At 61.0% G+C, this 22146-nt stretch carries 27 protein-coding genes; 17 read left to right on the top strand and 10 right to left on the bottom strand.

Annotated features, from left to right (window positions below; translation table 11 throughout):
* Window positions 1-225: 225 nt before the first annotated feature.
* A complete protein-coding gene (locus tag AB5Y71_RS17720) occupies window positions 226-1524 on the top strand; it encodes a LapD/MoxY N-terminal periplasmic domain-containing protein (RefSeq protein WP_368172117.1) in 1299 nt (432 codons plus the stop codon).
* Window positions 1521-2462 (top strand): TAXI family TRAP transporter solute-binding subunit, encoded by a 942-nt coding sequence (locus tag AB5Y71_RS17715; protein WP_362786263.1) that lies wholly within the window; start codon window positions 1521-1523, stop codon window positions 2460-2462. Before AB5Y71_RS17720 ends, AB5Y71_RS17715 begins: the two co-directional genes overlap by 4 nt.
* Here the strand turns inward: AB5Y71_RS17715 and AB5Y71_RS17710 are convergent.
* Entirely contained in the window at window positions 2457-3131 is a 675-nt protein-coding gene (locus tag AB5Y71_RS17710; protein WP_042052461.1) for a transglutaminase-like cysteine peptidase, read from the bottom strand. The two genes, AB5Y71_RS17715 and AB5Y71_RS17710, sit on opposite strands and share 6 nt — an antisense overlap.
* Before the next feature lie 67 nt (window positions 3132-3198).
* Complete coding sequence (gene znuA, locus AB5Y71_RS17705; protein ID WP_368172116.1) at window positions 3199-4137, bottom strand: zinc ABC transporter substrate-binding protein ZnuA; 939 nt, start codon at window positions 4135-4137, stop codon at window positions 3199-3201.
* 93 nt (window positions 4138-4230) lie between these two features.
* Here znuA and znuC point away from each other — a divergent pair, with 93 nt between their 5' ends.
* Window positions 4231-5004, top strand: a complete 774-nt coding sequence (znuC, locus tag AB5Y71_RS17700) for a zinc ABC transporter ATP-binding protein ZnuC (RefSeq protein WP_088868438.1) — start codon at window positions 4231-4233, stop codon at window positions 5002-5004.
* A gap of 24 nt (window positions 5005-5028) precedes the next feature.
* Window positions 5029-5808, top strand: coding sequence for a zinc ABC transporter permease subunit ZnuB (gene znuB / locus AB5Y71_RS17695; RefSeq protein ID WP_005354863.1), 780 nt, complete (start codon window positions 5029-5031; stop codon window positions 5806-5808).
* A gap of 9 nt (window positions 5809-5817) precedes the next feature.
* Here znuB and AB5Y71_RS17690 read toward each other — a convergent pair whose 3' ends face one another.
* Window positions 5818-6708 carry a LysR substrate-binding domain-containing protein gene (locus tag AB5Y71_RS17690; protein WP_368172115.1) on the bottom strand — a complete coding sequence of 297 codons (891 nt, stop codon included), beginning with the start codon at window positions 6706-6708 and terminating at the stop codon, window positions 5818-5820.
* A gap of 91 nt (window positions 6709-6799) precedes the next feature.
* On the opposite strand from AB5Y71_RS17690, the gene AB5Y71_RS17685 reads away from it, so the two are divergent.
* Window positions 6800-7657, top strand: coding sequence for a DMT family transporter (locus tag AB5Y71_RS17685; protein WP_323876127.1), 858 nt, complete (start codon window positions 6800-6802; stop codon window positions 7655-7657).
* Between the two features lie 3 nt (window positions 7658-7660).
* On the opposite strand, the gene AB5Y71_RS17680 is transcribed toward AB5Y71_RS17685, so the two are convergent.
* Complete coding sequence (locus AB5Y71_RS17680; RefSeq protein WP_043826081.1) at window positions 7661-8248, bottom strand: uracil-DNA glycosylase family protein; 588 nt, start codon at window positions 8246-8248, stop codon at window positions 7661-7663.
* 99 nt (window positions 8249-8347) lie between these two features.
* Here AB5Y71_RS17680 and rarD point away from each other — a divergent pair, with 99 nt between their 5' ends.
* Window positions 8348-9238, top strand: a complete 891-nt coding sequence (rarD, locus tag AB5Y71_RS17675) for an EamA family transporter RarD (RefSeq protein WP_042052465.1) — start codon at window positions 8348-8350, stop codon at window positions 9236-9238.
* Here rarD and AB5Y71_RS17670 read toward each other — a convergent pair.
* Window positions 9220-9954: a substrate-binding periplasmic protein gene (locus AB5Y71_RS17670; protein WP_368172114.1), complete on the bottom strand. Its 735-nt coding sequence runs from the start codon at window positions 9952-9954 to the stop codon at window positions 9220-9222. The two genes, rarD and AB5Y71_RS17670, sit on opposite strands and share 19 nt — an antisense overlap.
* 44 nt (window positions 9955-9998) lie before the next feature.
* Here AB5Y71_RS17670 and AB5Y71_RS17665 point away from each other — a divergent pair, with 44 nt between their 5' ends.
* Window positions 9999-10343: a GIY-YIG nuclease family protein gene (locus AB5Y71_RS17665; RefSeq protein WP_368172113.1), complete on the top strand. Its 345-nt coding sequence runs from the start codon at window positions 9999-10001 to the stop codon at window positions 10341-10343.
* A 90-nt stretch (window positions 10344-10433) separates the two neighbouring features.
* Here the strand turns inward: AB5Y71_RS17665 and pspG are convergent, their stop codons facing one another.
* From pspG to AB5Y71_RS17645, 4 genes are all read right to left on the bottom strand, one after another.
* On the bottom strand, window positions 10434-10652 hold the full coding sequence (pspG, locus tag AB5Y71_RS17660; RefSeq protein WP_005335871.1) for an envelope stress response protein PspG: 219 nt from the start codon (window positions 10650-10652) through the stop codon (window positions 10434-10436).
* A gap of 48 nt (window positions 10653-10700) precedes the next feature.
* Window positions 10701-10907 (bottom strand): PspC domain-containing protein, encoded by a 207-nt coding sequence (locus AB5Y71_RS17655; RefSeq protein WP_005335873.1) that lies wholly within the window; start codon window positions 10905-10907, stop codon window positions 10701-10703.
* Window positions 10908-10909: 2 nt separating this feature from the next.
* Window positions 10910-11572 (bottom strand): phage shock protein PspA, encoded by a 663-nt coding sequence (gene pspA / locus AB5Y71_RS17650; protein WP_368172112.1) that lies wholly within the window; start codon window positions 11570-11572, stop codon window positions 10910-10912.
* A 210-nt stretch (window positions 11573-11782) separates the two neighbouring features.
* Window positions 11783-12511 carry a 1-acylglycerol-3-phosphate O-acyltransferase gene (locus tag AB5Y71_RS17645; RefSeq protein ID WP_005335875.1) on the bottom strand — a complete coding sequence of 243 codons (729 nt, stop codon included), beginning with the start codon at window positions 12509-12511 and terminating at the stop codon, window positions 11783-11785.
* Window positions 12512-12699: 188 nt separating this feature from the next.
* On the opposite strand from AB5Y71_RS17645, the gene AB5Y71_RS17640 reads away from it, so the two are divergent.
* The 4 genes from AB5Y71_RS17640 to AB5Y71_RS17625 are packed head-to-tail and all read left to right on the top strand — an operon-like array spanning window position 12700 to window position 16445.
* The gene (locus AB5Y71_RS17640; protein WP_005354882.1) at window positions 12700-13077 is read left to right on the top strand and encodes a hypothetical protein; all 378 of its coding nucleotides are present in this window, start codon (window positions 12700-12702) and stop codon (window positions 13075-13077) included.
* Window positions 13078-13130: 53 nt separating this feature from the next.
* Window positions 13131-15173 (top strand): protein-disulfide reductase DsbD family protein, encoded by a 2043-nt coding sequence (locus AB5Y71_RS17635; RefSeq protein ID WP_368172111.1) that lies wholly within the window; start codon window positions 13131-13133, stop codon window positions 15171-15173.
* Between the two features lie 9 nt (window positions 15174-15182).
* A complete protein-coding gene (locus AB5Y71_RS17630; protein ID WP_005363069.1) occupies window positions 15183-15926 on the top strand; it encodes a DsbA family protein in 744 nt (247 codons plus the stop codon).
* Window positions 15927-15929: 3 nt separating this feature from the next.
* Window positions 15930-16445: a protein disulfide oxidoreductase gene (locus AB5Y71_RS17625; protein ID WP_199416248.1), complete on the top strand. Its 516-nt coding sequence runs from the start codon at window positions 15930-15932 to the stop codon at window positions 16443-16445.
* A gap of 62 nt (window positions 16446-16507) precedes the next feature.
* Here the strand turns inward: AB5Y71_RS17625 and AB5Y71_RS17620 are convergent, their stop codons facing one another.
* Window positions 16508-17332, bottom strand: coding sequence for a LysR family transcriptional regulator (locus AB5Y71_RS17620; RefSeq protein WP_368172110.1), 825 nt, complete (start codon window positions 17330-17332; stop codon window positions 16508-16510).
* Between the two features lie 130 nt (window positions 17333-17462).
* Here AB5Y71_RS17620 and AB5Y71_RS17615 point away from each other — a divergent pair, with 130 nt between their 5' ends.
* The 6 genes from AB5Y71_RS17615 (at window position 17463) to AB5Y71_RS17590 (ending at window position 21915) form a co-directional block, all read left to right on the top strand.
* Window positions 17463-18341 carry an NAD(P)-dependent oxidoreductase gene (locus AB5Y71_RS17615; RefSeq protein WP_368172109.1) on the top strand — a complete coding sequence of 293 codons (879 nt, stop codon included), beginning with the start codon at window positions 17463-17465 and terminating at the stop codon, window positions 18339-18341.
* Window positions 18338-19090: an SDR family NAD(P)-dependent oxidoreductase gene (locus AB5Y71_RS17610; protein ID WP_368172108.1), complete on the top strand. Its 753-nt coding sequence runs from the start codon at window positions 18338-18340 to the stop codon at window positions 19088-19090. Before AB5Y71_RS17615 ends, AB5Y71_RS17610 begins: the two co-directional genes overlap by 4 nt.
* Window positions 19091-19370: 280 nt before the next feature.
* Window positions 19371-19655: a DnaJ domain-containing protein gene (locus tag AB5Y71_RS17605; protein WP_005343121.1), complete on the top strand. Its 285-nt coding sequence runs from the start codon at window positions 19371-19373 to the stop codon at window positions 19653-19655.
* A 23-nt stretch (window positions 19656-19678) separates the two neighbouring features.
* Window positions 19679-20221, top strand: coding sequence for a hypothetical protein (locus AB5Y71_RS17600; RefSeq protein ID WP_128834221.1), 543 nt, complete (start codon window positions 19679-19681; stop codon window positions 20219-20221).
* A gap of 12 nt (window positions 20222-20233) precedes the next feature.
* Window positions 20234-21001, top strand: coding sequence for a hypothetical protein (locus AB5Y71_RS17595; RefSeq protein WP_005343119.1), 768 nt, complete (start codon window positions 20234-20236; stop codon window positions 20999-21001).
* A gap of 11 nt (window positions 21002-21012) precedes the next feature.
* Window positions 21013-21915 carry a hypothetical protein gene (locus tag AB5Y71_RS17590; RefSeq protein WP_101530208.1) on the top strand — a complete coding sequence of 301 codons (903 nt, stop codon included), beginning with the start codon at window positions 21013-21015 and terminating at the stop codon, window positions 21913-21915.
* Window positions 21916-22146: the final 231 nt, after the last annotated feature.

Here is a 22146-nt window from a genome sequence, read left to right as displayed (position 1 = left end):
TGCGATGTCAGTTGTGACAAAACCGTATAAAACTGTTTGTTGGACACAAATAGTTACAAATAGTTCATCACAATCTGCATGAACCTCACATTTTATGCATAACCCGCCCGGATGGGCAGAAATGATCGTCTTTTTTAACCATTTTTTCCTATTTTTAAGAACCGGGTCGGATTCGATACTGAATAGAAACCCAAAATGTTGCGATAACTTTTCCATGGAGTGGATATGTCGTTAGCAAAACTGTTAATCAGAATAATTGTCGTCCTGTTCCTGATCGGTGCAGCGCTGCTGTTTGCACTGGAAGTCACGACAGTCCGCCAATCCATCCTCGACCAGATGTCAGCCAACCTGGAAACCGCCATCACCGCTCTCGGGCTGGTGCTGCAAGGAACCCTGCTCAATGACGACAATGTGCTGGCCGAAACCATCGTCAATGCCATGTTCGACGGCGGCTTCGTCAGCTCGGTCATTCTGGTGGATCCGGATGGTCAGGTGCTGTTTCAGAAGGTATTCCACTCTACCCAACAAAATGTCCCCGGCTGGCTTCCCTCGGTTATCGGCATGCCGCCCGTCAAAATTGAGCAAGAGTTGACCGATGGCTGGCGCATGCTGGGCACTCTGACCCTTGAGGGGCATAGCGGCTACGCCTATCAGCATCTGTGGAATGCCATCAGTCGCACCGGTCTGGCGCTGCTGGCGGGCCTCGTCGTATTTACCCTGATCATCTCCCTGGTGTGCCAACGCCTGCTGCAGCCCCTGGAGCAGATCAACCTGCAGCTGATCCGTATCCGCAAACACCAGTTCAACAGCACCCTGCCCACTCCCTGGTTGCAAGACCTCAAAGAAGTGGCACTTTCCATCAACCAATTGGTTTCCGAACGCAAACGGGATCTGCTGCAACAACGACTCAAGATCACCCAGCTGGGAAAACAGCTGCCACTGACGCCCCCACAGCCGCTGCAAGGAGTGAGCCCGCTGCCGGAAGGCGGGCAACTGCAAAAATTTGTCTCCACACAAGGGGAGATCGCGCTCTATCAGCGTTTCTTGCCCAACCAGCCCCTCGGAGCCGACAGCGATCTCGCGACCATCCAGAGCGCCCTGCAACAGTGGCAGCACTCTCATATAGAAGGGGTCTTGCTGCCCCTCTCCCTGCTCAATCACCCGCAATGGTCCGAGATCGCCCCTCTGCTAAGCCAGGGCCGCAGCAAAACACTGGATTGGCGCTGGGATGTGGTCACCTTTCCCGCCCACGGCCAAGCCACATTGGCTGCGTTGCAGGAACAGGGATGTGAGCTCGCCTTCAGCGCCATTCCCCTCAATGCGGATACCTTCAATCAACTTGACCCGCTCAATCCCATTTTTATCAGCTGTCAGCTGACCGATGCGCCGCTCTACTGGAATCTGCTCTCCCAAACCATGCATGCTGCCGGTTATACCCTGCTGGCAGAATCGGGAGAGTGTCGCGACATCGACAAACTGCGGACCTGGGGTATCGATGGTTATGCCAAGGAGGCGCAATCATGAAGAAGCTCGCCATGCTGTTGCCCCTGCTGTGGCAACCCGGCCTGATGGCTGAAACCGTCACTATCACCACTGGGGGTGAGCAGGGGATTTATCACCAGATAACCAAAGAGTTTTGCCGTCTGGCTCATGAGGTCGACGAGCAACTTGCGTGCACACTGCAGAGCTCATCGGGTTCAATAGAAAACCTGACGCGACTGAAGAGTGGCGAGACCGCCTACGCCATGGTGCAGTCAGACTGGCTATATCAGGCAAGCCAGGGCTTGGGCCCTTTTGCCACGCAGCCGCAGCCTGAGCTGCGCGCCCTGTTTGCCACCCATGCCGAGCCCTTCACCATAGTGATCCGTGCCGATGGCGATATCACTTCACTGGAACAGCTCAAGCTCGCCCCCATCGACATGGGGTTGAAGAGCTCGGGAACACGCCAGACGGCGCTGACCCTGTTCAACATCTTGGGAGCGAAAGAGCAGGATCTCGATCTGAAAAGCATGGCCAACCTGCCGGATGCGCTTTGTAGCAAGCAGATCGATGCATTTGCACTGGTGATGGGACACCCTAACCGGATTGTGCTCGACACCGCCAAACGTTGCGCGGTCAGTTTCCTCCCCATCGATGGGGCCACCCGTGATCAGCTACTCAAAGGGGTCAAATATTACCAACGTAGTCAGGTGCCCGCCCGCATCTACCCCGGCAATCTGAAGGCGACTCCCACCTTTGCCATTGCCGCCACCCTGGTCACCAATGCCACCATGCCGGAAGAGTCTGTCTATCGCCTGACCAAGGCCATGCTGACCCAGCAGACCAAGTTCAATGAGCAGACTTATGGCTACGCCAATATGTTTCACCGGGCACGCAATAAAACCGGCCCGGTGCTGAGTATTGAGCAGCATCCGGGCGCGGCGAAATATTTCGATGAGTTGAAGGCGGCGGGCAAGCTATAGCTGACGACGAGGAGAGCGCAGTTGCTCGCTGGAGAAACGGGTCTTCATCGATGTCCACTGCGCCAACCGATCGGCACTCCCCGCCAGCGTCCCTTCCCGCCGTGACTTCATGATCCAGATGCTTTTGGCATCGAAACTGTAAACGGGAATGAGGTCGGTACGCTTGCTGCCTGGCAGGATCCGGCTGTTGATGTTGTCGAGCACCAGTGGATCAGCCTTGGGCGTCGGGAAGTAGAGCGTCACCATGTGGAATTGGTTGTAACGCACCGCCTTGACGTAGGCCAGCCGCAGCTTCTTCTCATCCACCCCCAGCTCCATCAGGGTGTAGTACTTGGAGATGCTGTAATCCTCGCAATCCCCACCCCGGGCACCGATGAACTCCAGCGGATTGGCCCAGTAATCCTCATCCCCCCACAGCTTGGGATCCTCGCTGTAGGTGAGATTGTTGAAGTAGTTGTTCACCAGCTCGATCTTCTGCTGGTCGGTTGTACCCGCTCTGGGGGTGAGCAAGCGAGAAAATGCCTCGGCCCGCTGGATGGCCCTGCCACCATACACTTCCTGCAGCTTGGCCCGCAGATCGGGGCTGGCAATATATTCGGAAAGGCGCGAAGCCTGCACACTGGCGCAACATAGCGCCAGTGTGCAGGCCGGGATCAACAACCATTTCATACCGGACACTCCATGTCAGATGCTGGAGGTCAGTATAGTCCGTCCGGATGAGAGACTCAGCCGCTAATCAGCGACATTGGGCAAATGCGTCTGCCAGTTGTTGCATGAATTGGGGATAACCATCCGGGCCAAGCGGCACCTGTTCACCCACCTCATCAAGCAACAGCACCTTGGCGCCAGTATTGCGTGCCACCGATTCGATCACTGCCGGTGAAAATTGCGGCTCGGCATAAATGCAGCTCGCCTGCTTCTCTTCCAGTGCCTTGCGGATATCCACTAGCGTCTTGGCGCCCGGGCGACGCTCAGGGCTCACGGTAAAGTGACCTTTTGAACTCATGCCGTAATGGCGCTCCCAGTAGCCATACGCCTCGTGGAAGACAAAGTACCCCTTCTCATTCACTGCCTTCATCTGGCCGGCAATCACCTTGTCCTTGGCATCCACGTTGGCATCAAATGCCGCGAGGTTGGCGTCATAGCGAGCCTGATTGGCCGGATCCAGCTTGCCCAATTCACTTGCGATCGCCTTGGCAATCACCTTGGCCTGCGTCGGGCCAAGCCAGATATGGGGATCGACCCCTTCGTGATGATGTCCCTCATGCCCTTCATCATGATCATGGTTACCGTGCTCGTGGGAGGCATGAACGTGATCATCATGGTCATGGGAGTCATGACTATCCTGACTCGCGTAGTTGAACAGCGGCATCCCCTCAACCTGAGTCAGGGCCAGAGCATGGGGATGATTGGCCAGCGGCTTGGCCATAAAACCTTCCAGCTCGGGGCCAACCCACACCACCAGCCCAGCACTGTTGATGTTGCGAATATCGGAAGGGCGCAGGGAGAAATCGTGGGGAGAGGCTCCGGTCGGCAGCAATACCTTGGGCTCGCTCACCCCGTCAGTGATCGCCGCAGCGATGAAGCCAAGGGGCTTGATGGTGGTCAGTACCTCAATGGCACGAACAGGCAAACTCACCGCCAGCAGGGCAGTGAAAAGCGCAATAATTCTCATTGGTGAATCTCGTCAGGGGGTGAGTATGTGATAATATAACAGCTGCTTTTTGTTATATTATAACTCTCACTGGCTGTAAACCCCGGAGTTGTCATGAGCCAACTGGTAGAGCTGAAAGAGGTCTCTCTCTCGTTTGATGGACGCTCTGTGCTCGACAAGGTCTCCTTTACCCTCAATAAAGGCAAAATCACCACGTTAGTCGGCCCCAACGGGGCAGGCAAGAGCACCCTGAGCAAGCTGGTGCTGGGTCTGCTCACCCCGGACTCGGGCAAGATCACCCGCAGCCGCGATCTGAGAGTCGGCTATGTGCCACAGCGCCTCTATCTGGATCCCACCCTGCCGCTGACGGTGCGCCGCTTCCTGCAACTGGGCAAAAATAGCCGCCTCTCCATCGAGGAGGCACTGGCCCGGGTTGGCGCAGAGGGATTGCTGGAAAACCGGATGCAAAAACTCTCCGGCGGCGAGATGCAGCGGGTGCTGTTGGCTCGCGCCCTGCTGGTCAAACCCGAGCTGCTGGTGCTGGATGAGCCGGTGCAAGGGGTCGATATCACCGGCCAGATCGAGCTCTACGCCCTGATCGGTCAACTCGCCGCCGAATTTAATTGCGCCGTGCTGATGGTCTCCCACGATCTGCATCTGGTGATGGCCAGCACCCACGAGGTGATCTGCCTCAATCGCCACGTCTGCTGTCATGGCGAGCCGGAAAGCGTGGCCCGCCACCCCGAATTTGCCCGTCTGTTCGGGCGACCGGAGCAGGAGGTGCTGGCGGTCTATACCCACCATCACCATTGCGACGGCGAACACCATCATCATGAACCGCAGGCCCCCGTCATCCGCCTGCCTTCTCGCAACAACACTCACAGCTAATAGCGCAAGCAACAGGACATTCAAGTGGACAGCTTTCTGTTATACGCCCTCGCGGCCGGTCTCGGCATCGCCCTGCTGGCCGGTCCCCTCGGCAGCTTCGTGGTATGGCGCAAGATGGCCTATTTTGGAGACACCCTCTCCCATGCCTGTCTGTTCGGCATCGCGCTGGGCATCCTGCTGCAGGTCGATCTCACCCTGGCGGTGGTGGTCTGCTGCCTCGCCATGGCGATGCTGCTGGTGATCATGAGTCGCAACCAGCAGGTGGCAACTGATACCCTGCTCGGCATTCTGGCCCACAGCGCCCTGTCCCTCGGTCTGGTTACCTTGAGTTTTATGGATAACGTGCGGGTGGATCTGATGGCCTACCTGTTCGGCGACCTGCTCTCGGTACAACCGATGGATCTGCTCTGGATCTACGGCGGTGGCGCGCTGGTACTGCTCACCCTGTGGCGACTGTGGGATCCCCTGCTCTCCATGACCATCTCGGAAGAGCTGGCACGGGTAGAGGGGATCCGGGTCGATGTGCTGCGCTGCGTATTGATGCTGCTGATCGGGCTGGTGATCGCCGTGGCGATGAAATTTGTCGGGGCGCTGATCATCACCTCCCTGCTGATCATCCCCGCCGCCACCGCTCGCCGCTTCAGCCAGACGCCGGAGCAGATGGCTGGCTTTGCCGCGCTGATCGGCTGTCTCGCCGTGCTGGGTGGATTGACCCTCTCCTGGTATCAGGATACTCCAGCAGGACCTTCGGTCGTCGTCTGCGCCACCAGCCTGTTTGTGCTGAGCCAGTTCAAGAGAGCGTAACGGTGCAGGCTAGAGCGGCATGCTCTGGCGTGTCTCCATCATCAGCCACTGGCGCAACCGGCTGATGGCGGGCTCATGGGCCCGCGAGCGCTTGCAGGTAAAGTAGAAGGCATCCCCCGTCTCCAGCTGGTGTACTGGCAAGGCCACCAGCTGGGGATCATCGGGGCGCAGCATGTAGTCATTCACGAACGCCACCCCCTGATCCCAGGCCGCCGCCTCCATCGCCAACAACACATGGCTGAAGTGGTGCATCCGCGCCTCGTCTGGGATCACCAGCCCACCCGCCTTGGCCCAGCGCTGCCAATCCTCGCCCCGCGCCTTGTAAATGGACTGCACCGAGAGCAGCGGCAGCTGCCAGATGGCATCAGGCCACTCCCCGCTGACCTGCTGCAACAGACGGCGACTGCAGACCGGAAAGAGCCGCTCCTGATAGATAAGATCGTGACAGTAACCACGCCCGTGGGGTGAGACGGTGATAAAGCAGTCCGCCACCCTATCGGAGAGTTCGGGATCCTCCGCCACCATCTCCAGACTCAAATCCAGCTCGGGGTAGAGCTGGCGTAATCCGGCCAGGCGGGGGATCAGCCACTTCACCGCAAAGGAGCTGTAGACCGCGAGCCGGACTCGCATCTCGCCGCCCCCGCGCAACTGTTCGCTGCTTTGGGCAATCTGGCTGAGCCCAGCGGCAATCCCCTCGAAGTAGCTCTCCCCCTGGGTTGTCAGCGAGAGCAACCGCCCCTGACGCAGCAGCAAGCGCTCACCCAGAAAATCCTCCAGCAGACGGATCTGGTGGCTGACCGCACTCTGGCTGACGTTCAGTTCCAGAGCGGCGCGGGAGAAGCTGAGCAGCCGGGCCACCACCTCGAAATATTGCACCGCACGCAGGGGAGGAAGCTTCATTATCTAAATATCTCATGAATGGTCATTTTTTATCATTTTACTGGATATCAACCGGCACGCTACCCTCCCCTCATCTGAAGTGGGAGGTGGTATGAATGCAGTAGGGATCGGCATCCTTTATCTGGTGCTAGGCAATATGGTGGCGGTTTTTTCCGATGCGCTGGTCAAGGTGCTGGAGCCGGATCAGCCCATCTTCCAGTTTGTCTTTTTCCGCCAGCTCTCGGCCGCCATTCTGCTGATGCCCTGGCTGCTCTGGTCATGGCGCCGCAATCCACCGGTGGCCATCAAGTGGCACCTGCTGCGGGCCCATATCTGGGCGGTCGGCGTCTGCCTGATGGTAGTGGCCCTCACCCGCTTGCCGCTCGCCACTGCCAATGCCCTCTTCTATGCCGCCCCCCTGATGATGGTGCCGCTGGCGGTGTGGATGGCGGGGGAAGCGATCTCGCGCCAGAAGGTGCTGACCGCGCTGATCGGCTTTATCGGGGTACTGATCGTGCTGCGCCCGACCGAAGTGAACTGGGCCGCACTGGCGGCGCTCGGGGTAGCGCTGTCGATGGCGCTCAACAATCTGCTGATCAAGCGGATCCCGCTTAAGCAGCCCATCGCCCAGACCCTGTTTTTCACCAACGTGCTGAGCATGCCCTTCATTCTCGCGCTGGCCTTGTGGGAAGGGGGCGACTGGCAGTGGCAGATGTGGTGGCCCGCCTTCGGCTCCTCGGCGCTGATCATGGTCTATGCGGGATTGTGCGTGGTGGCCTATCGCAAGGCGGAAGCGAGCAAGATCGCCTCGGCGGAGTACACCGGTCTGCTGATGGCGGTAGCCATCGGGGTATGGCTGTTTGACGAGCAGCCGGGTCTGCCGCTGCTGCTGGGCTGTATCTGTATCGTCCTGCCGCTTATCGCCATGGCGCGCAGCAAGCCAAAGCCGCTGGCCGAGCCAGCGGTCTAATACTCAGGGTCGTTTCAGCAAAGGGGCGACCCTTTGCTGCAGATGAGGGATGACCTCCTGCTCGAACCAGGGATTCTTTTTGAGCCAGAGGGTGTTGCGCGGTGAAGGGTGAGGCAACGGCAGCCAGCCTGGGCCATAGTCAGCCCAGCTGCGCACCGTGTCGGTGAGCGATCCCTTGGCAGCTCCCCGCAGGTAATGGGCTTGTGCATACTGGCCGATCAGCAGGGTCAGTTCGATATTGGGCAACAGCATCAATACCTTGTCGTGCCAGGTGGGCGCACATTCTGGGCGCGGCGGCAGATCGCCGGATTTTCCCCTGCCGGGATAACAGAGCCCCATCGGCATGATGGCGATGCGGGATTCGTCGTAAAAGGTGGCCTTATCGACCCCGAGCCACTGACGCAGCCTGTCACCGGAGGGGTCATCCCACGGGATACCGCTGGCATGCACCCGGGTGCCGGGCGCCTGACCGATGATCAGCAAGCGGGCACTCTCGGCCCCGCGGATCACCGGACGAGGCCCCAGCGGCAGATGAGCCTCACACAGACGGCAGGCCCTGATTTGCTCAAACAACTTATCGATTCGCTGCATGACGTTGATAGTACCAGCATTTCCCTGTTTTCCCTCTTGTGGAAACAGGGCGCGCCCCATACTATCGCCATGAGTGTTTAATTTAATAAACGGACAATAATGAAAAACTGGCTAGGTACCGGCACCGCGACCCTCTCCTTCATCCTGTGGGGGATGCTGCCGCTCTATTATCAATTCATGCCTGAGGTCAACATGTGGGAGCTGATCTCCCACCGGGTGCTCTGGTCTGTGGTGCTGCTGGGTGCCCTGTTTTTGCTGCTTGGCCACAAGGTGCCCTGGGCACAACTGCGCAGCGAGCCGCGCCAGCTCGGCCTCATTCTGCTGGCGGGCCCCGTGATGTCCATCAGCTGGTGCATGTTCACCTGGTGCCTCACTACCGGGCAAGTGCTGACCACCAGCCTCGCCTTCTTTATGACCCCGCTGTTCAATATCGTATTCGCCGTCATCTTCCTCAAAGAGCGACTCACCCCGCAAAAGCATCTGGCGGTCGCCCTGGCACTAGCGGGGCTCGCCTACATGCTCTTCTGCTACGGCCAACTCCCCTGGTTCTCCCTCATCATGGGGGCCAACTTCGCCTGCTATGGCCTTATCAAGAAGAAGATCCACTACGACACCGGCACCAGCCTCTATCTGGAAGCCATGGTGCAACTGCCCGTCGCGCTGATCATCATCGGCACACTGGCGTGGCACGGGGAAGGGGCATTCGTGAACGGGGATTTGGCCGACAAGCTGCTGCTGATGGGCAGTGCGCCCGCTACTCTGCTGCCGGTGGGGCTCTTCTGCTATGCGGTGGCGAGAACCCGGATGAGCACGGTGGGACTGTTGCAATATATCGAGCCCAGCCTCGCCTTCCTGCTCGCCATCTACTGGTTTGGTGAGGCGCCGGACCCCATCAAGGCAGTCGGTTTCGCCTTTGTCTGGGCAGGTCTGCTGGTGAGCCTGTTGCCACTGCACCGGCTCAAGCGCCGCCCTCAGGGCGTACCGCGATAGGACTCCAGCACCTTGTGCCAACGGGGATCCCTGTCCATCTGCTCGGCGATGTCGTTGAGGGTGGCATGCAGCTCGGGACGGGATTTGGGCAACAGGATATGGCGGGTATAGCTGGATTGGGGGAAGGGCGAGATAAACAGCTTGCCCTGATAATGCTGTGCGTCGATGAAAAAGCCCAGCGATGAACCACTAACCAGCGTCACATCGATGCGGCCGCGCACCAGCAGCTCGAGGTTGGTCTTCACCTTCTTGGCATCCTGACGCACCAGCTCCCCGCGGCCAGCTGCATCATCGATCCCCTGATAGCGGTAACCCTCCACCCCGCCAAACACCAACCCCTTGAGGGAGTCTGGCCCGCGATAGGTGACCGGGTTGTCAATGTTCGAGACCAGCTCGTTGGTGTCGCGCATCACTGGAAAGGTCCAGAGATAGCGCTCGCGATGGGGATCCCCCACCCAGGCGGGATTGACCCAGACCACCAGACCGTCAAAGTCGGGATCCCCCATCTCCAGCGCCAGTCGGGCGCGATTGACCAGCCAAAGCTCGATTCTGGGTTCACCCCCCAGCTTTTCATTGAGATACTTGACCAGCTCGCGGCTCAGCCCTGCATCCACTCCGGTGTTGAAGGGGGGATGCTGATGGTAATCGTAGAGACGGATCGTCTCCCCCAGAGCCGGGACCGACAACAATAACCACAACCAAAACCAGACTCTCATCGCACCTCCTTGAGCTGCCTCTGAGTTTGGCACAGAGAATTTGAATGAGAGAACCCGCGACCACCACACCGGTACAGCAACCTTCCGCCCCTTCCCGCTGGTCTGTCTATATGGTGCGCACCGCCACCGGCCTGCTCTATACCGGGATCAGCACGGACCCACTGCGCCGCCTGCGCCAGCACCAGAGTGGCAAGGGCGCTCGCGCCCTGCGCGGCAAGGGGCCACTGACGCTGGCGTGGCAACAGGAAGTCGGCGAGAAGGGGGCGGCCCTGCGCATCGAATATCGCCTCAAGCAGCAGCCAAAATCCTTCAAAGAACAGCTGATAAAAAGCCCGGCACTCTGGCAGAGCTGGAGCCCCCAGTGGTTACCCGCAGCCACCCAGCCTTGAGGACGACAGGCAAAAAAAGGCCACTCGATGAGTGGCCGGAAAGGGGAAATCAGGGAGCATCACACAACGTCTTGCACAACCTCAGGCGGGTTAGAGGTAGGTATTGGAACGCTTGCTGCGGTTACTGATCAGCCAGCAAACCGCCAGCACCAGCAGCAACCAGGGGGCCAGCTTGATGATCAGAGCAAGCATGCCGCCCAGCGCCCCAAGCAGCACGAACAGGCCGCTCACCAGCAACATGGCTACCAGGGTAAAACCGGTCAGTGCCATGACCAGCAGCACCACCAGCAAGATGAAAAATTCCAGCATAACTTGCTCCTTATCAGTACCTTGTCTGCCGGCTGATCAACCCTTCGGTCAATCCAGCCAGCGCTTCAATTCATAACGGGGCGGCATCACCAGCACCGCCAGCAGATAGGCGGCCAGTGCCAGCGGCGGCATCAGGATCAGGGCGAGCAGTGCCACCACCCGCACCGTGACTCTGGAGACCCCCAACCGCCTGGCAATACCGGCGCAGACCCCGGTCAGCTTGCGATGCACCAGATCCTTGGGCCAGGGGCTCATGATTACACCTCCGCCTTCTGGCCTTTGAGGCGAGCCAGCTCGCGCTCGATCTCGTCATTGAGCTCCAGCTCGCGGAACTGGGCCTCCAGCGAGGGATTCTGCCCCAGGGTGGCCGCCTCCAGCTGGGCTTCCAGCTGATCGACCCGGCCCTGAAAACCGTCAAAGCGCGCCATCAGCTCATGCATACGCTGGTTGTCCACCTGGGCGCGGGCACGAATGCGGCTGTGGGCCGTCTGCTCGCGCAGGGTCAGCAGTTTCTGCTTCTCGCGAGCCTCGCTCAGCTTGGCCGCCAGCCGCTCGCTGTCGGCGGTGAGCTGGGCCAGCACCTCGGCCACTCGGACCTTATCCTGCTCCAGCTGTTCACATTTTTTGACCTCCGCCAGCTTCTCGGTAAGGGCGGCGCGGGCCAGATCCTCACGTCCCTTCTGGATGGCGAGCTCGGCCTTGGCCGACCACTCCAGGATCTGCGCCTGCAACGCCTGCAGGTGACGCTCCAGCTGCTTCTGTTCGGCAATCACGCGGGCAGCCTGGGTACGCATCTCGACCTGCACCTGCTCCATCTCTTCGATCATCAGGCGCAGCATTTTCTCCGGCTCTTCACTCTTGTCGAGCAGGCTGTGCAGGTTGGCATTTATCACGTCGGTCAGGCGGCTGAATACGCTCATGGTCTGGCTCCTTGTTGATGGGATGGCTATCTCTTCCCATAGCATTACAAGAGCCGTGCCAAGAAAAATTATTGTTGTTTTACATATAGATGGGAATTTACTGAGGAAATTCAAGAAGGGCTTGTTGGTGAGAATAGCCAACCTGGTGGTGATTTTTACCAACAAAAAAGGGAGCCTGTGGCTCCCTTGTCGATTCGTCTGCGCTATCCGTCAGGCGGCGTGGCTGTGGCCCAGCTTGCTGTCCAGTTCGGTCAGCTTGGCCTCCATCCGGGCACGGCAGGTGTCGGAGAGATCGCGAATGCCGCTGGCACCGTGTTCCTTGCTGCAGACCGGGGCCATCACTTCCACCAGCACTTCGCCGTTATCCCAGCGATTGAGGTCGACCTGACCGAAGTAGCTGGAGCAGACGATGGGCACCACGGGCACTTCAGCCTGTACCGCAGTGTGGAAAGCGCCCGCCTTGAACGGCAGCAGGCCACGTCCCTGGGAGCGGGTCCCTTCCGGGAACATCCAGATGGAGGTGCCGCGGTTCTTGATGCGATCCACCACCTGACCTATGGTGCCGATGGCACGGGAGCGGTTGGAGCGGTCGATCAGCACGTTGCCGGAGAGCCAGAAGATAAGGCCGAACAGCGGCAGCCAGAGCAGGCTCTTCTTGCCCACCGCTACCACACCGGGCTGCACCGCACCGGTCACGGTGAAGATGTCGAAGTTGCTCTGGTGGTTGCAGACGTAGACCGCCGGGCCGACCGATTTGACCTCGTCGGCCACCGTCACCTTGACTCGCAGCCCGATCAGCGGGCAGACCGCGTGATACATGCGGGCGAAGACATAGACGTTGTTGGGATGGCGCGGACGAACCAGACAGAGCAGCAGGCCGAACAGGAACCAGAAAATGAGCAGCAGACCAAGCAGCAGCACACGGGCAATTTTGAGCATCGAACACCTCGAGTTTTAACTCGGCGCAGTATACTGATCCCCCTTTTAGCGAACAAGCGTTCGCCAAACAGAACCGACCACCCTCCCCGTCGCGCCCCCCACACTCCTGCACATCAATACGACGCCGCCGACTTGCCCCACCCGCCATTGGTCGTTAGGATGGCCCCATCTTGATGGACGGGGCGAACATGATGTTGCAACAACGGGTAGCGAAACATCTCCTGCTGCTGGTCTGCCTGCTGGTGCTCAATTGTGCGGCCCAGCCGCTGGCCCGGCTTGCCCTGCTCGATCACGCCCTCAGCTGTCAAGCACTGCCCGTTCCAGGCTCGGCAACGGATCAAGAGGATGCCAAACCGGCCAGCCCGCAGCCCACCAGCTGCCAGCTCAACGGCAAGTGGCTAAGCGCCGCCACCCTGCTCTGCGTCGAACAGCTCTTCTTTGCCGTGGCCGTGCTGATCGCCCTGCTGGCTCCCCTTTGGCGCTACACACCGCCACTGCCCCCTCCCAGAGTCATCTCGCCGCCCGAGCGGCGTCTGCACCTCACCCTCTGCGTCTGGCGGGAATGAGTTCGGCAGCGTTCTTCCGTTAGCTGTCACTCAATTATTGCGAGACCAAAAAGATGTCGAATCTCTTCAAGGCGGCCCTGCTACTGGGCGGTCTGCTGTGGCAATCCATGGGATTGGCCAGCGACACGGGCTGGCTCACCAGCCCACAGAATGATCACGCCCGGGTACGGCTGCAGGCCGACCGCAGCACGGCAGATCAGACCCGCATCCTGCTCGATGTCGAGCTGGAGTCGGGCTGGAAGACCTACTGGCACAGTCCGGGAGAAGGGGGCATTGCTCCCCAGATCCTGTGGGACGAACCGGTCGGTGACTTTCAGTGGCGCTGGCCGGTGCCACGCCACTTCGAGGTAGCCGGGCTCAGCACCCAGGGTTATCAGGGGGATGTGACCTTCCCCCTCAGCCTCAACTATCCCGCAGGGCAACCGCTCAAGGGAACTCTACGCCTCTCCACCTGCAGCAATGTCTGCATCCTGACCGACTTTCCCTTCACCCTGGCGGTGGATGGGCGAGCGCCAGCCGGTTTCGACTTCGGCTGGGCCAAGGCCATCAGCAACCTGCCCCAGCCGCTGCCTGCTGAGACCCGGATCGAGCTCGGTTATCAGCACAACCAACTGCAACTGCGCGCCGAGCGGGCAGAGGGCTGGCAATCACCAGCGCTCTTTATCGACGCTCTGGAGGGGGCCGAGTTTGGCAAACCGGCGCTTGAGGTCGAGGGCAACACCCTGATCGCCCGGGTGCCGGTGAGCGATGGCTGGCAGGGGGATGCGCCGGATCTGCGCGGCCAATCCCTCGGCCTGCTGCTCACCAGCGGCGAACAGGCGTGGCAGGGCAAGGGGACGATCGGCGCGCCACTTGCACTGCCCAACCAGAGCCATTCGCTGTTCTGGCTGCTGGGAGCAGCGCTGCTCGGCGGCCTGATCCTCAACCTGATGCCCTGCGTGCTGCCGGTGCTGGCGCTCAAGCTGGGAACTGTGTTGCAACATCAGAAGCGTGAACAGGGAGCGGTGCGCAAGCAGTTCCTCGCCGCCAGCGCCGGGATCATCGCCTCCTTCTGGGTGCTAGCGGCCATGAACAGCCTGCTACGCGCCACGCAAGGGGCCGTTGGCTGGGGCATCCAGTTCCAGAGCGCCGGTTTTATCGGCTTGATGGTGCTGGTCACCATGCTGTTTTGCGCCAACCTGTTGGGGCTGTTCGAGATCCGCCTGCCCAGCGCCCTCAGCACCCGCCTCGCCACCAGCGGCGGCAACGGCCTCGGCGGTCACTTCCTGCAGGGGAGCTTCGCCACTCTGCTGGCTACCCCCTGCTCGGCTCCCTTCCTCGGTACCGCGGTGGCCTTTGCGCTGGCGGCGCCACTTGGCCAGCTCTGGCTGATCTTCACGGCATTGGGAATTGGCATGAGCCTGCCCTGGCTGCTGGTGGCGGCCCTGCCACGGCTCGCCCTCTGGCTGCCGAAACCGGGGCGCTGGATGAACCATCTGCGCATCCTGCTCGGCCTGATGATGCTGGGCTCCAGCCTCTGGCTCACCAGCCTGCTCGACAATCATCTCGGCACTTATGCCACCGGCTGGCTGATAGTTGCCATGCTGCTGGCGCTGCTGAGTGGCATCATCTGGCGTTACGGCATGCGCGGCTTCACGCTGGCGATCGCCCTCGCCGCACTGATTGGCAGCCCCCTGCTGCTGAGTGGCGCCTTTAGCGCGCAGGGCTCGGCCAGTGTTGACAAGGTGGTCTGGCAGCCGCTCTCCGAACGCGCCATCACAGATGCGCTGGCCCAGAACAAGCGGGTCTTTATCGATGTCACCGCCGACTGGTGCGTCACCTGCAAGGCCAACAAATACAACGTGTTGCTGCGCGATGAGGTACAACAGGCCCTCTCTGCCCCCGATGTGGTGGCCCTGCGCGGCGACTGGAGCAAACCGAGCGACGCCATCGCCGCCTTCCTGCGTAAGCGGGGCGCGGCGGCCGTCCCCTTCAACCAGATTTACGGCCCGGAGTTGCCGCAAGGGGTCACGCTGTCACCCCTGCTCGATAAGGACGATCTGCTGACCACATTGCACAAGGCTGGCCTGCTTCAGGCTGGCACCACCCGATTTTAAGGAGCAACCATGAAACCGACTCTTAGCGCCCTGACCCTGCTGGCCTCCCTTTCCGCAACCCTGCTGGCTCCGGCCCTGCACGCAGCCCCCTTCACCCCGGAGCAGGAGGCGCGCATCAAGGAGCTGATCCGCGAGACCCTGATCGCCAACCCCAAGATCCTCGACGAGGCCGCCGAATCCTGGGAGAAACAGAACGCGGCAGCCCAGGAGGCGCAGCTTGGCAACTTCATCAAGGGCAACAAGGATGTGCTGTTCAACAGCGCCACCAGCCCGCGCCTCGGCGCCAAGAACCCCAAGCTGACGCTGGTACTGTTCACCGACTACAACTGCCCCTACTGCAAGCAGTTCGATCCCCAGCTGACCAAGCTGCTCAAGGCCTATCCGGACGATCTGGGGCTGGTGATCAAGCTGCTGCCGTTCAAGGGGCAGACCTCCGCCAAGGCGGCCCAATACAGCCTGACTCTGTGGCAACAGGATCCCGCCCGCTTCCTCACCCTGCACGACAAGCTGATGAGCAAGCAGGGGATGCTGACCGAGGCGGACATCAACAAGGCGCTGGCCGCCACCGGCAATACCGCGCTCAAACCGGCCGCCAAGGCGACCGAGGAGCTGCGCAACAGCCTGCGCATCGGCACCATTCTGGGGGTACAGGGCACACCGGCGACGCTTATCGGCAACCAGCTGGTGCCGGGCGCCATCCCCTATGAGGAGCTGGAGCAGCTGGTGCAGGCCGAACTGGCCAAGCAGGGGTAAAGGATGACTACCAACCCTCAACCCCGCTGGCGACGCTGGGGAAAGGAGGCGCTCTGGCTGCTGCTGATGGCGCTGGTCATCTCGACCCTGCTGGATCTGTGGCGCAGCCCGACCCTGCCAGAGGGGGCGATGAGCGCCCCCGTCACCCTGCAGGATGGCAGCAGCACGGATCTCGCCACCCTTAGCCGCGGCAAGCCGCTGCTGGTCTACTACTGGGCCAGCTGGTGCGGTGTCTGCCGTTTCACCACCCCGGCGGTACAGCAGCTCTGGCAAGAGGGGGAACACGTGCTGACGGTGGCGCTGCGCTCCGGCAATTCGGAGCAGTTAGCCAAGGGGATGAGCAAGAAAAGGCTCACCTTCCCGACCCACAACGACGAGTCGGGAGCGCTGGCCGCCAAGTGGCAGGTAGGGGTCACACCCACTTTCCTCGTCATCAAGGATGGGACGCTTGTGAGCAGCACCACCGGCTGGAGCTCGAAGTGGGGCTTGCAGCTGCGGCTCTGGTGGGCGTCGCTCTAGCCACGCAACTTCGTTGCCTGCAACAGGGCCATCCCACCGGATGGCCCTTTTTTATGCCGACATCAGGCGGTGAGCTGCATCCCGCGTACCTGCTCCAGCAGGGCGGTCACCGCCATCGAGCGCAACGCATCGGGGGCGTAGCAGAGCCCCACCCGCCGCTTGAAGGAAGAGGCCGCCAGCTCGGCGACTGTACAGCCGGACGGACAAAGCGAACGGGGAAGCCAGGCGATCCCCGCCCCGGCAGCCACCATAGTCGCCGCCAGTCGCAGCGACCCCGCCCGCCGTGGATAGAGCGGCGCCTGATTACCGAGGATGGCGATCAGCCGCAGGTGGGAATCGTGGCGCGAGCAAGTGACCCAGGGCTCATCCGCCAGCTCAGCCGGCGTTAGCGCCCCCTTGCCCGCTAGCGGATGATCCGGCGGCAGCACCAGCACAAACTCCTCCTCCAGCAGAGGGATAAAGAGCTCGTCGCCACAGCGCAGGGATTCACAGCCCAGCCGCACATCGCCACAACAGCCCTCCTCCAGAGTCAGCAGGATCTCCTCGTGGGCGAGCGCCCCTTGCACCAGCGCCCCCACCACGCCATCACCCAGATCCGCCTCAATTCCCACCGTCAGCTCGAGGCAGGGGGAGGTTTCACGAAACTCGCGGGCGAGGGAGTCGGTATCGGCGATCAGCCGCTTGGCGCGGGGATAGAGCCGGTGCGCCGCTTCGGTCCCCTCCACCCCGCGCGCCTGCCGCACAAACAGGGTCACCCCCAGCTCATCCTCCAGCGTTTTGATGGTGGTGGAGAGGGTGGGCTGGGTAATGAAGAGGCGGGTGGCCGCCGCCGTGATGTTGCGCTCCTCGAATACAGCCACAAACGCACGCAGGGTTCGCACATCCATAGAATTCACCTATACCAGACAGTCATAAAAGCCATTTTTCACGGCGACACGGGGCAAATATAGTGGCTTACCTGCCACAAGGCATCCCAATTTCCTATATCAGCGTCTATCAACACAGCCAGGAGCCATCATGCGCCATCTCTCTGTCATCGGCCTCGGGGCAATGGGCTCCGCCCTCGCCACCACATTGCTCAAGGCGGGCCATCCGGTCACCGTCTGGAATCGCAGCGCCGCCAAGGCGGCCCCGCTGCAAGCGCTGGGTGCAACACTCGCCCCCTCGGTTGGTGCAGCCATCGCCGCAAGCGATATCACCCTTGTCTGCGTCGATAACTACGCCGTCAGCCAGCAGTTGCTGGACGAAGCGCGCGATGCGGTGGCGGGCAAGCTGCTGGTGCAGCTCTCCACCGGCAGTCCGCAGGGGGCCCGAGCGCTGGAGAGCTGGAGCCACGCCCGCGGCGCCCGTTATCTCGATGGCGCCATCCTCTGCTTCCCGGATCAGATCGGCACCACTGATGCCAGCATCATCTGCTCGGGGGCCAGCGTCGCCTTTAGCGAGGCCGAGCCGGTGCTGCGCCTGCTCGCCCCTACCCTCGACCATGTGGCCGAGGCGGTGGGAGCCGCCGCGGCGCAAGATTGTGCCGTTGCCGCCTACTTTGCCGGTGGTCTGCTCGGTGCCCTGCACGGCGCGCTGATCTGCGAGGCGGAAGGGCTGCCGGTAGCCAAGGTGTGCGCCCAGTTCAGCGAGCTCTCGCCCATTCTCGGTGGCGATGTGGCCCATCTGGGCAAGACGCTGGCGAGCGGCGATTTCGATCACCCCTACGCCAGCCTGAAAACCTGGAGCGCCGCCATCAGCCGCCTCGCCGGTCATGCCACCGATGCCGGGATCGACAGCCGCTTCCCGCGTTTTGCCGCCGATCTGTTTGAGGAAGGGGTGGCGCAAGGGTTTGGTCAGCAGGAGGTGTCGGCCCTCATCAAGGTGCTGCGGGCACGCAATGGAGCGGCACAATGAACGAGTTGACCAACCACACCCCAATTGCACTGGTCACCGGCGCCGCTGGCGGGATTGGCCGCCAGCTCTGCATCGGGCTGGCCGAGGCGGGTTATCGGGTGATCGCCACCGATCTGGCTCCTCACGCTTTCGACCATCCCGAGATCCACTTTCACCCCCTCGATCTGCGGGACGAGCAGGCCATCGTGCAGCTCTTTGCCGAGGTACGCGCGCAGCACGGCGGCATCCATCTGCTGATCAACAACGGCGCCATCAGCAAGTTCCACACCCGCTTCGAGGAGCTGAGCGCAGCCCAGTTCGATCAGGTGATGACGGTCAATGTGCGCGGCGCCATGCTCTGCGCCCGCGCCTTTGTGCAGGCCAACCGCGATCTGCCGTATGGCCGCATCATCAATATCGCCTCCACCCGCTGGCAGCAGAACGAGCCGGGTTGGGATGCCTATGGCGCCTCCAAGGGGGCGCTGGTCGCCCTCACCCAGTCCCTCGCCAACTCGCTGGCCGACTACCCCGTCACAGTCAATGCCATCAGTCCGGGCTGGATCCAGGCGGAGGATTACCACACCCTGACCGAGGCAGATCATCGCCAGCACCCGAGCGGCCGGGTCGGGCGCCCCGACGACATCACCCGCGCCTGCCTCTTTCTGGCGGATCCTCGCAACGACTTTATCAACGGTGCCAATCTGGTGGTCGATGGCGGGATGAGCAAGAAGATGATCTACCACACCTCCGCCTCCTTCTGGGAGGAGTAACCCCTGCGGCGGCAGCCTCGCCCCGGCCTGCCGCCCGCCCCTTTCCTGCCCGTTTTTTCATCGCTTTTGCCCCGCCGCCCTTGCACTGGCCAGACCGACTGGCAACAATAGACGCTCAACTGACCCCTCTTCATCTCGCCCGTTAATTGATCGCCCAACTCATCGCGTTGGCGGGCTGTTTCCGTTAAAATGACGGGTTTTTGCCGTGCCTGGTTTGCCAATCCCCACCATCAGGCACTCGCAGCGTGAATCCTATGATGCCAGTGATGCAGGATCTGCCATGAACAACTACTTTCGGGTGCTGGGCGTCAAGTCCAACGCCAGCGAAAACGACATCAAGAAAGCCTATCGTCGGCTGTCGAACCAGTACCACCCCGACAAGCTGCACGGGGCCAGTGAAGAAGAGAAAGAGCAGGCAGCCATCAAGCTGCACCAGGTAAAGCAGGCCTATGAAGTGCTATCCGATCCGAAACAGCGGGCCGCCTTTATCAAGGATTTCAACAACGTCATCGTGACCGACCCCGCCTCCGCCATGCAGGAGATGTGGGATCAGTTCTACCCCTGAAACAGCAGGCAGAAAGAGCAACTATGCAAAAGAGATGGGACCAGGCGCGGCTCAAGTCGCTGCAAAGCGATGCCAGCGAAAACATCGAATCCTACCGGGATCAGGACGACCCCAAGGGGCTGGAACAGTTCACCGACCAGATGAAGAGCCTGCTGCTGGCCGATATGAGCATGCTGGAGTTTATGCCCGAGTATCTGCCGCTGGCCCTCTATGGCCGGGTGCAGTTCCCGGCCAAGGCCAAGTCGCAGTGGAACAAGTGGCTCACCAGCGGCGAGCAGCCAAGCTGGGACGAGTTCAAGGTGAGCGTCGGCTTCAACAACGCCGCCCTGCCGCTGGTCAAGGCGGTGCGGGCACAGAGCGAAGATCAGCTGATGGAAGCCTGCGCCGTGCTGTTCCTGCTCGACAACCCGCTACCGCGCGGTAGCCACCGCAGCGATGACGACTATGAGCTGCGCGACGAAGAAGATGAAGACGGGGAAGATGCCGACGCCGACTACCACGGCGGCAGTGACCGCTATGGTGATGACGACGGCGATCAGGATATGTACGACGAAGTCCGTTTCTAATTGGGGCAAGGCATGAGCAACAGTCTGATAGAAATTACCGCCATCGAGATCAAAGAGCTGGCCGTTATCGAGCCGAAGCAGGCCAGCGAGAAGTTCGAGCTGATCGCCAAGACCATGTCTGACGACCAGCTGGCAGAAGTGATTGAAAACATTGATATCGTTACCCTGACTCAGATTAACGGCCAGCACGATATCTCCTTCCCCTCCATCATCTCCGAGCTGATGACCCCGGAGCGGATCCGCGACATCGTCTGCCAGCAGCCGCTCTACTGGGAAGAGGCGATCAAGAACAACGCCGACGAGCTGCAACAGCACACCTTCGACTTCCTCAACTACCTGATCCGCACCCAGGATAGCGAAGCCAAGCAGCGCGAGATCCTCGAGTGCGTGGCCGAAGATCCGGCAGGTCTCTTCTACCTCGCCATCCCCTTTATCGAGTTCTATCGCGGCGATCGCTATGAAGAGGACGAAGGCTATCGCGACGTGCTGCACGCAGAAGAGGAAGATCTCGAAGAGTCCCTGCGCTACAGCGAGCGGCAGCAGAGCGAGGATGTCCACGACTACGCGCTGGATGACCCGCGCAGCCTGTTGATGCTCATTCGCGAGCTGGCCCCCGAGGTGGAGAAAGCCATCAAGGCGCTGCTGCGCAACGAGCACTCCAGCTGGGACGGCATCATCAACAAGTTTGCCGCCGAACTGGTGATGCAGGCCAAAGAGAAGAACAAGGTCGAGGAAGACGAGTACGGCGACGTCGACGACATGTTCAGCTTTCTGGATTAAGGAGCCCATTCATGCAGTTAGTCATTCGCGATGCCAACCAGGGCCCCTTTCTGACCCAGGTGCTGCGCTTTGGCCGCGACAACGAACTCTTGAGTCAGCAACAGCTGGCCGCCATCAAGGGCAAGGCGGTGCTGATGAGCCTCAAATTCGCCGACAAGTACTACAACAAGTACAAGATGCACCTGCTGGAGCAGGCCGCCCACGACGTCATCGGCGTAGTGAGCCTCGGCCTGCAGGAGCTCTCGGCGCGGGATCCGGCCAAGGCGCTGGCGCTGCTGCAGGCGCCGGAAGGCCCCATCAAGCCGTTCCAGAAGGGCTGGTCAATGCTCATTACCGTCAGCCCCAAGCAGGCTGGCAACAGCCTCTACGGTGACGTGGATGCCCGCCTGCTGGACAAGATCTCGAGCCCGCCCGATGTGGAGGAGTGGCAAGGGTGGCAGGAGTACGAGAAGGCGCTGACCGAGCACAACAAGAGCCGCCTGATGGAACTCATCGACCAGCACTTCTTCGCCTGCGAGAGCGACCACCCCACCATGGAGGACAAGCTGGCCGAAGCGCTGCTCTACCGCATCCTCTGCGGCAAGGGCAGTGGCGCCGCCCCGCTCAAGGTGAAGCAGGATCTCAAGCGCAAACTGGCGCGGGAGATTGAGCTCGACGAGAACTGGTACGACACCGACTACCTCGCCGCCCAGCTCGCCCTGATGCTGAGCGCGCTACCCGCCGATATGGCCGCCGCCCTGCGCCAGGAGCTGAGCCCGGGCTTTGTGCCGAACCTGCTCCACACCCTCGGCTTTGTGCGCCAGTACCAGCTGCTGCAAAAAGAGAACGCCTCGCCGGAGAAGCTCGACAACATCGAGATGCGCGCCGGTCTCAAGCACCCGCTGCTCGGCTGGCCGCTCTACCACGACTTCTAAGGCCGCTTTCGCCGCCCATCAGTCGCACCACAACGCCCGGCCCGCCGGGCGTTGTTCTATCCTCCCCTCTCGACAGCAGTGAGGTAACACGCGAAAGTCACCCCGGGGCTGCCCCTTCTCTTCCCGATATTTATTCACTCAATGCCCAGGAATGAATAAACAACCTGCAATACAACAACTTGGCGCCAGCTGCGTTTCGGGACAAAAAAGCGGGACGCAGATCCCGCCACA

This window comes from Aeromonas sp. R9-2 (assembly GCF_040908025.1).
Classification (GTDB): Bacteria; Pseudomonadota; Gammaproteobacteria; order Enterobacterales; family Aeromonadaceae; genus Aeromonas; species Aeromonas veronii.
Note: the sequence above shows the minus strand (reverse complement) of the source record. Positions and strands in the feature narration are given on the sequence as shown.

Excerpts from the sequence above, each read along its gene's own strand:
- AB5Y71_RS17720 (WP_368172117.1), top strand. The coding sequence starts at position 226 with ATGTCGTTAGCAAAACTGTTAATCAGAATAATTGTCGTCCTGTTCCTG.
- AB5Y71_RS17715 (WP_362786263.1), top strand. The coding sequence starts at position 1,521 with ATGAAGAAGCTCGCCATGCTGTTGCCCCTGCTGTGGCAACCCGGCCTG.
- AB5Y71_RS17710 (WP_042052461.1), bottom strand. The coding sequence starts at position 3,131 with ATGAAATGGTTGTTGATCCCGGCCTGCACACTGGCGCTATGTTGCGCC.
- znuA (WP_368172116.1), bottom strand. The coding sequence starts at position 4,137 with ATGAGAATTATTGCGCTTTTCACTGCCCTGCTGGCGGTGAGTTTGCCT.
- znuC (WP_088868438.1), top strand. The coding sequence starts at position 4,231 with ATGAGCCAACTGGTAGAGCTGAAAGAGGTCTCTCTCTCGTTTGATGGA.
- AB5Y71_RS17690 (WP_368172115.1), bottom strand. The coding sequence starts at position 6,708 with ATGAAGCTTCCTCCCCTGCGTGCGGTGCAATATTTCGAGGTGGTGGCC.
- AB5Y71_RS17685 (WP_323876127.1), top strand. The coding sequence starts at position 6,800 with ATGAATGCAGTAGGGATCGGCATCCTTTATCTGGTGCTAGGCAATATG.
- AB5Y71_RS17680 (WP_043826081.1), bottom strand. The coding sequence starts at position 8,248 with ATGCAGCGAATCGATAAGTTGTTTGAGCAAATCAGGGCCTGCCGTCTG.
- rarD (WP_042052465.1), top strand. The coding sequence starts at position 8,348 with ATGAAAAACTGGCTAGGTACCGGCACCGCGACCCTCTCCTTCATCCTG.
- AB5Y71_RS17670 (WP_368172114.1), bottom strand. The coding sequence starts at position 9,954 with ATGAGAGTCTGGTTTTGGTTGTGGTTATTGTTGTCGGTCCCGGCTCTG.
- AB5Y71_RS17665 (WP_368172113.1), top strand. The coding sequence starts at position 9,999 with ATGAGAGAACCCGCGACCACCACACCGGTACAGCAACCTTCCGCCCCT.
- pspG (WP_005335871.1), bottom strand. The coding sequence starts at position 10,652 with ATGCTGGAATTTTTCATCTTGCTGGTGGTGCTGCTGGTCATGGCACTG.
- AB5Y71_RS17655 (WP_005335873.1), bottom strand. The coding sequence starts at position 10,907 with ATGAGCCCCTGGCCCAAGGATCTGGTGCATCGCAAGCTGACCGGGGTC.
- pspA (WP_368172112.1), bottom strand. The coding sequence starts at position 11,572 with ATGAGCGTATTCAGCCGCCTGACCGACGTGATAAATGCCAACCTGCAC.
- AB5Y71_RS17645 (WP_005335875.1), bottom strand. The coding sequence starts at position 12,511 with ATGCTCAAAATTGCCCGTGTGCTGCTGCTTGGTCTGCTGCTCATTTTC.
- AB5Y71_RS17640 (WP_005354882.1), top strand. The coding sequence starts at position 12,700 with ATGATGTTGCAACAACGGGTAGCGAAACATCTCCTGCTGCTGGTCTGC.
- AB5Y71_RS17635 (WP_368172111.1), top strand. The coding sequence starts at position 13,131 with ATGTCGAATCTCTTCAAGGCGGCCCTGCTACTGGGCGGTCTGCTGTGG.
- AB5Y71_RS17630 (WP_005363069.1), top strand. The coding sequence starts at position 15,183 with ATGAAACCGACTCTTAGCGCCCTGACCCTGCTGGCCTCCCTTTCCGCA.
- AB5Y71_RS17625 (WP_199416248.1), top strand. The coding sequence starts at position 15,930 with ATGACTACCAACCCTCAACCCCGCTGGCGACGCTGGGGAAAGGAGGCG.
- AB5Y71_RS17620 (WP_368172110.1), bottom strand. The coding sequence starts at position 17,332 with ATGGATGTGCGAACCCTGCGTGCGTTTGTGGCTGTATTCGAGGAGCGC.
- AB5Y71_RS17615 (WP_368172109.1), top strand. The coding sequence starts at position 17,463 with ATGCGCCATCTCTCTGTCATCGGCCTCGGGGCAATGGGCTCCGCCCTC.
- AB5Y71_RS17610 (WP_368172108.1), top strand. The coding sequence starts at position 18,338 with ATGAACGAGTTGACCAACCACACCCCAATTGCACTGGTCACCGGCGCC.
- AB5Y71_RS17605 (WP_005343121.1), top strand. The coding sequence starts at position 19,371 with ATGAACAACTACTTTCGGGTGCTGGGCGTCAAGTCCAACGCCAGCGAA.
- AB5Y71_RS17600 (WP_128834221.1), top strand. The coding sequence starts at position 19,679 with ATGCAAAAGAGATGGGACCAGGCGCGGCTCAAGTCGCTGCAAAGCGAT.
- AB5Y71_RS17595 (WP_005343119.1), top strand. The coding sequence starts at position 20,234 with ATGAGCAACAGTCTGATAGAAATTACCGCCATCGAGATCAAAGAGCTG.
- AB5Y71_RS17590 (WP_101530208.1), top strand. The coding sequence starts at position 21,013 with ATGCAGTTAGTCATTCGCGATGCCAACCAGGGCCCCTTTCTGACCCAG.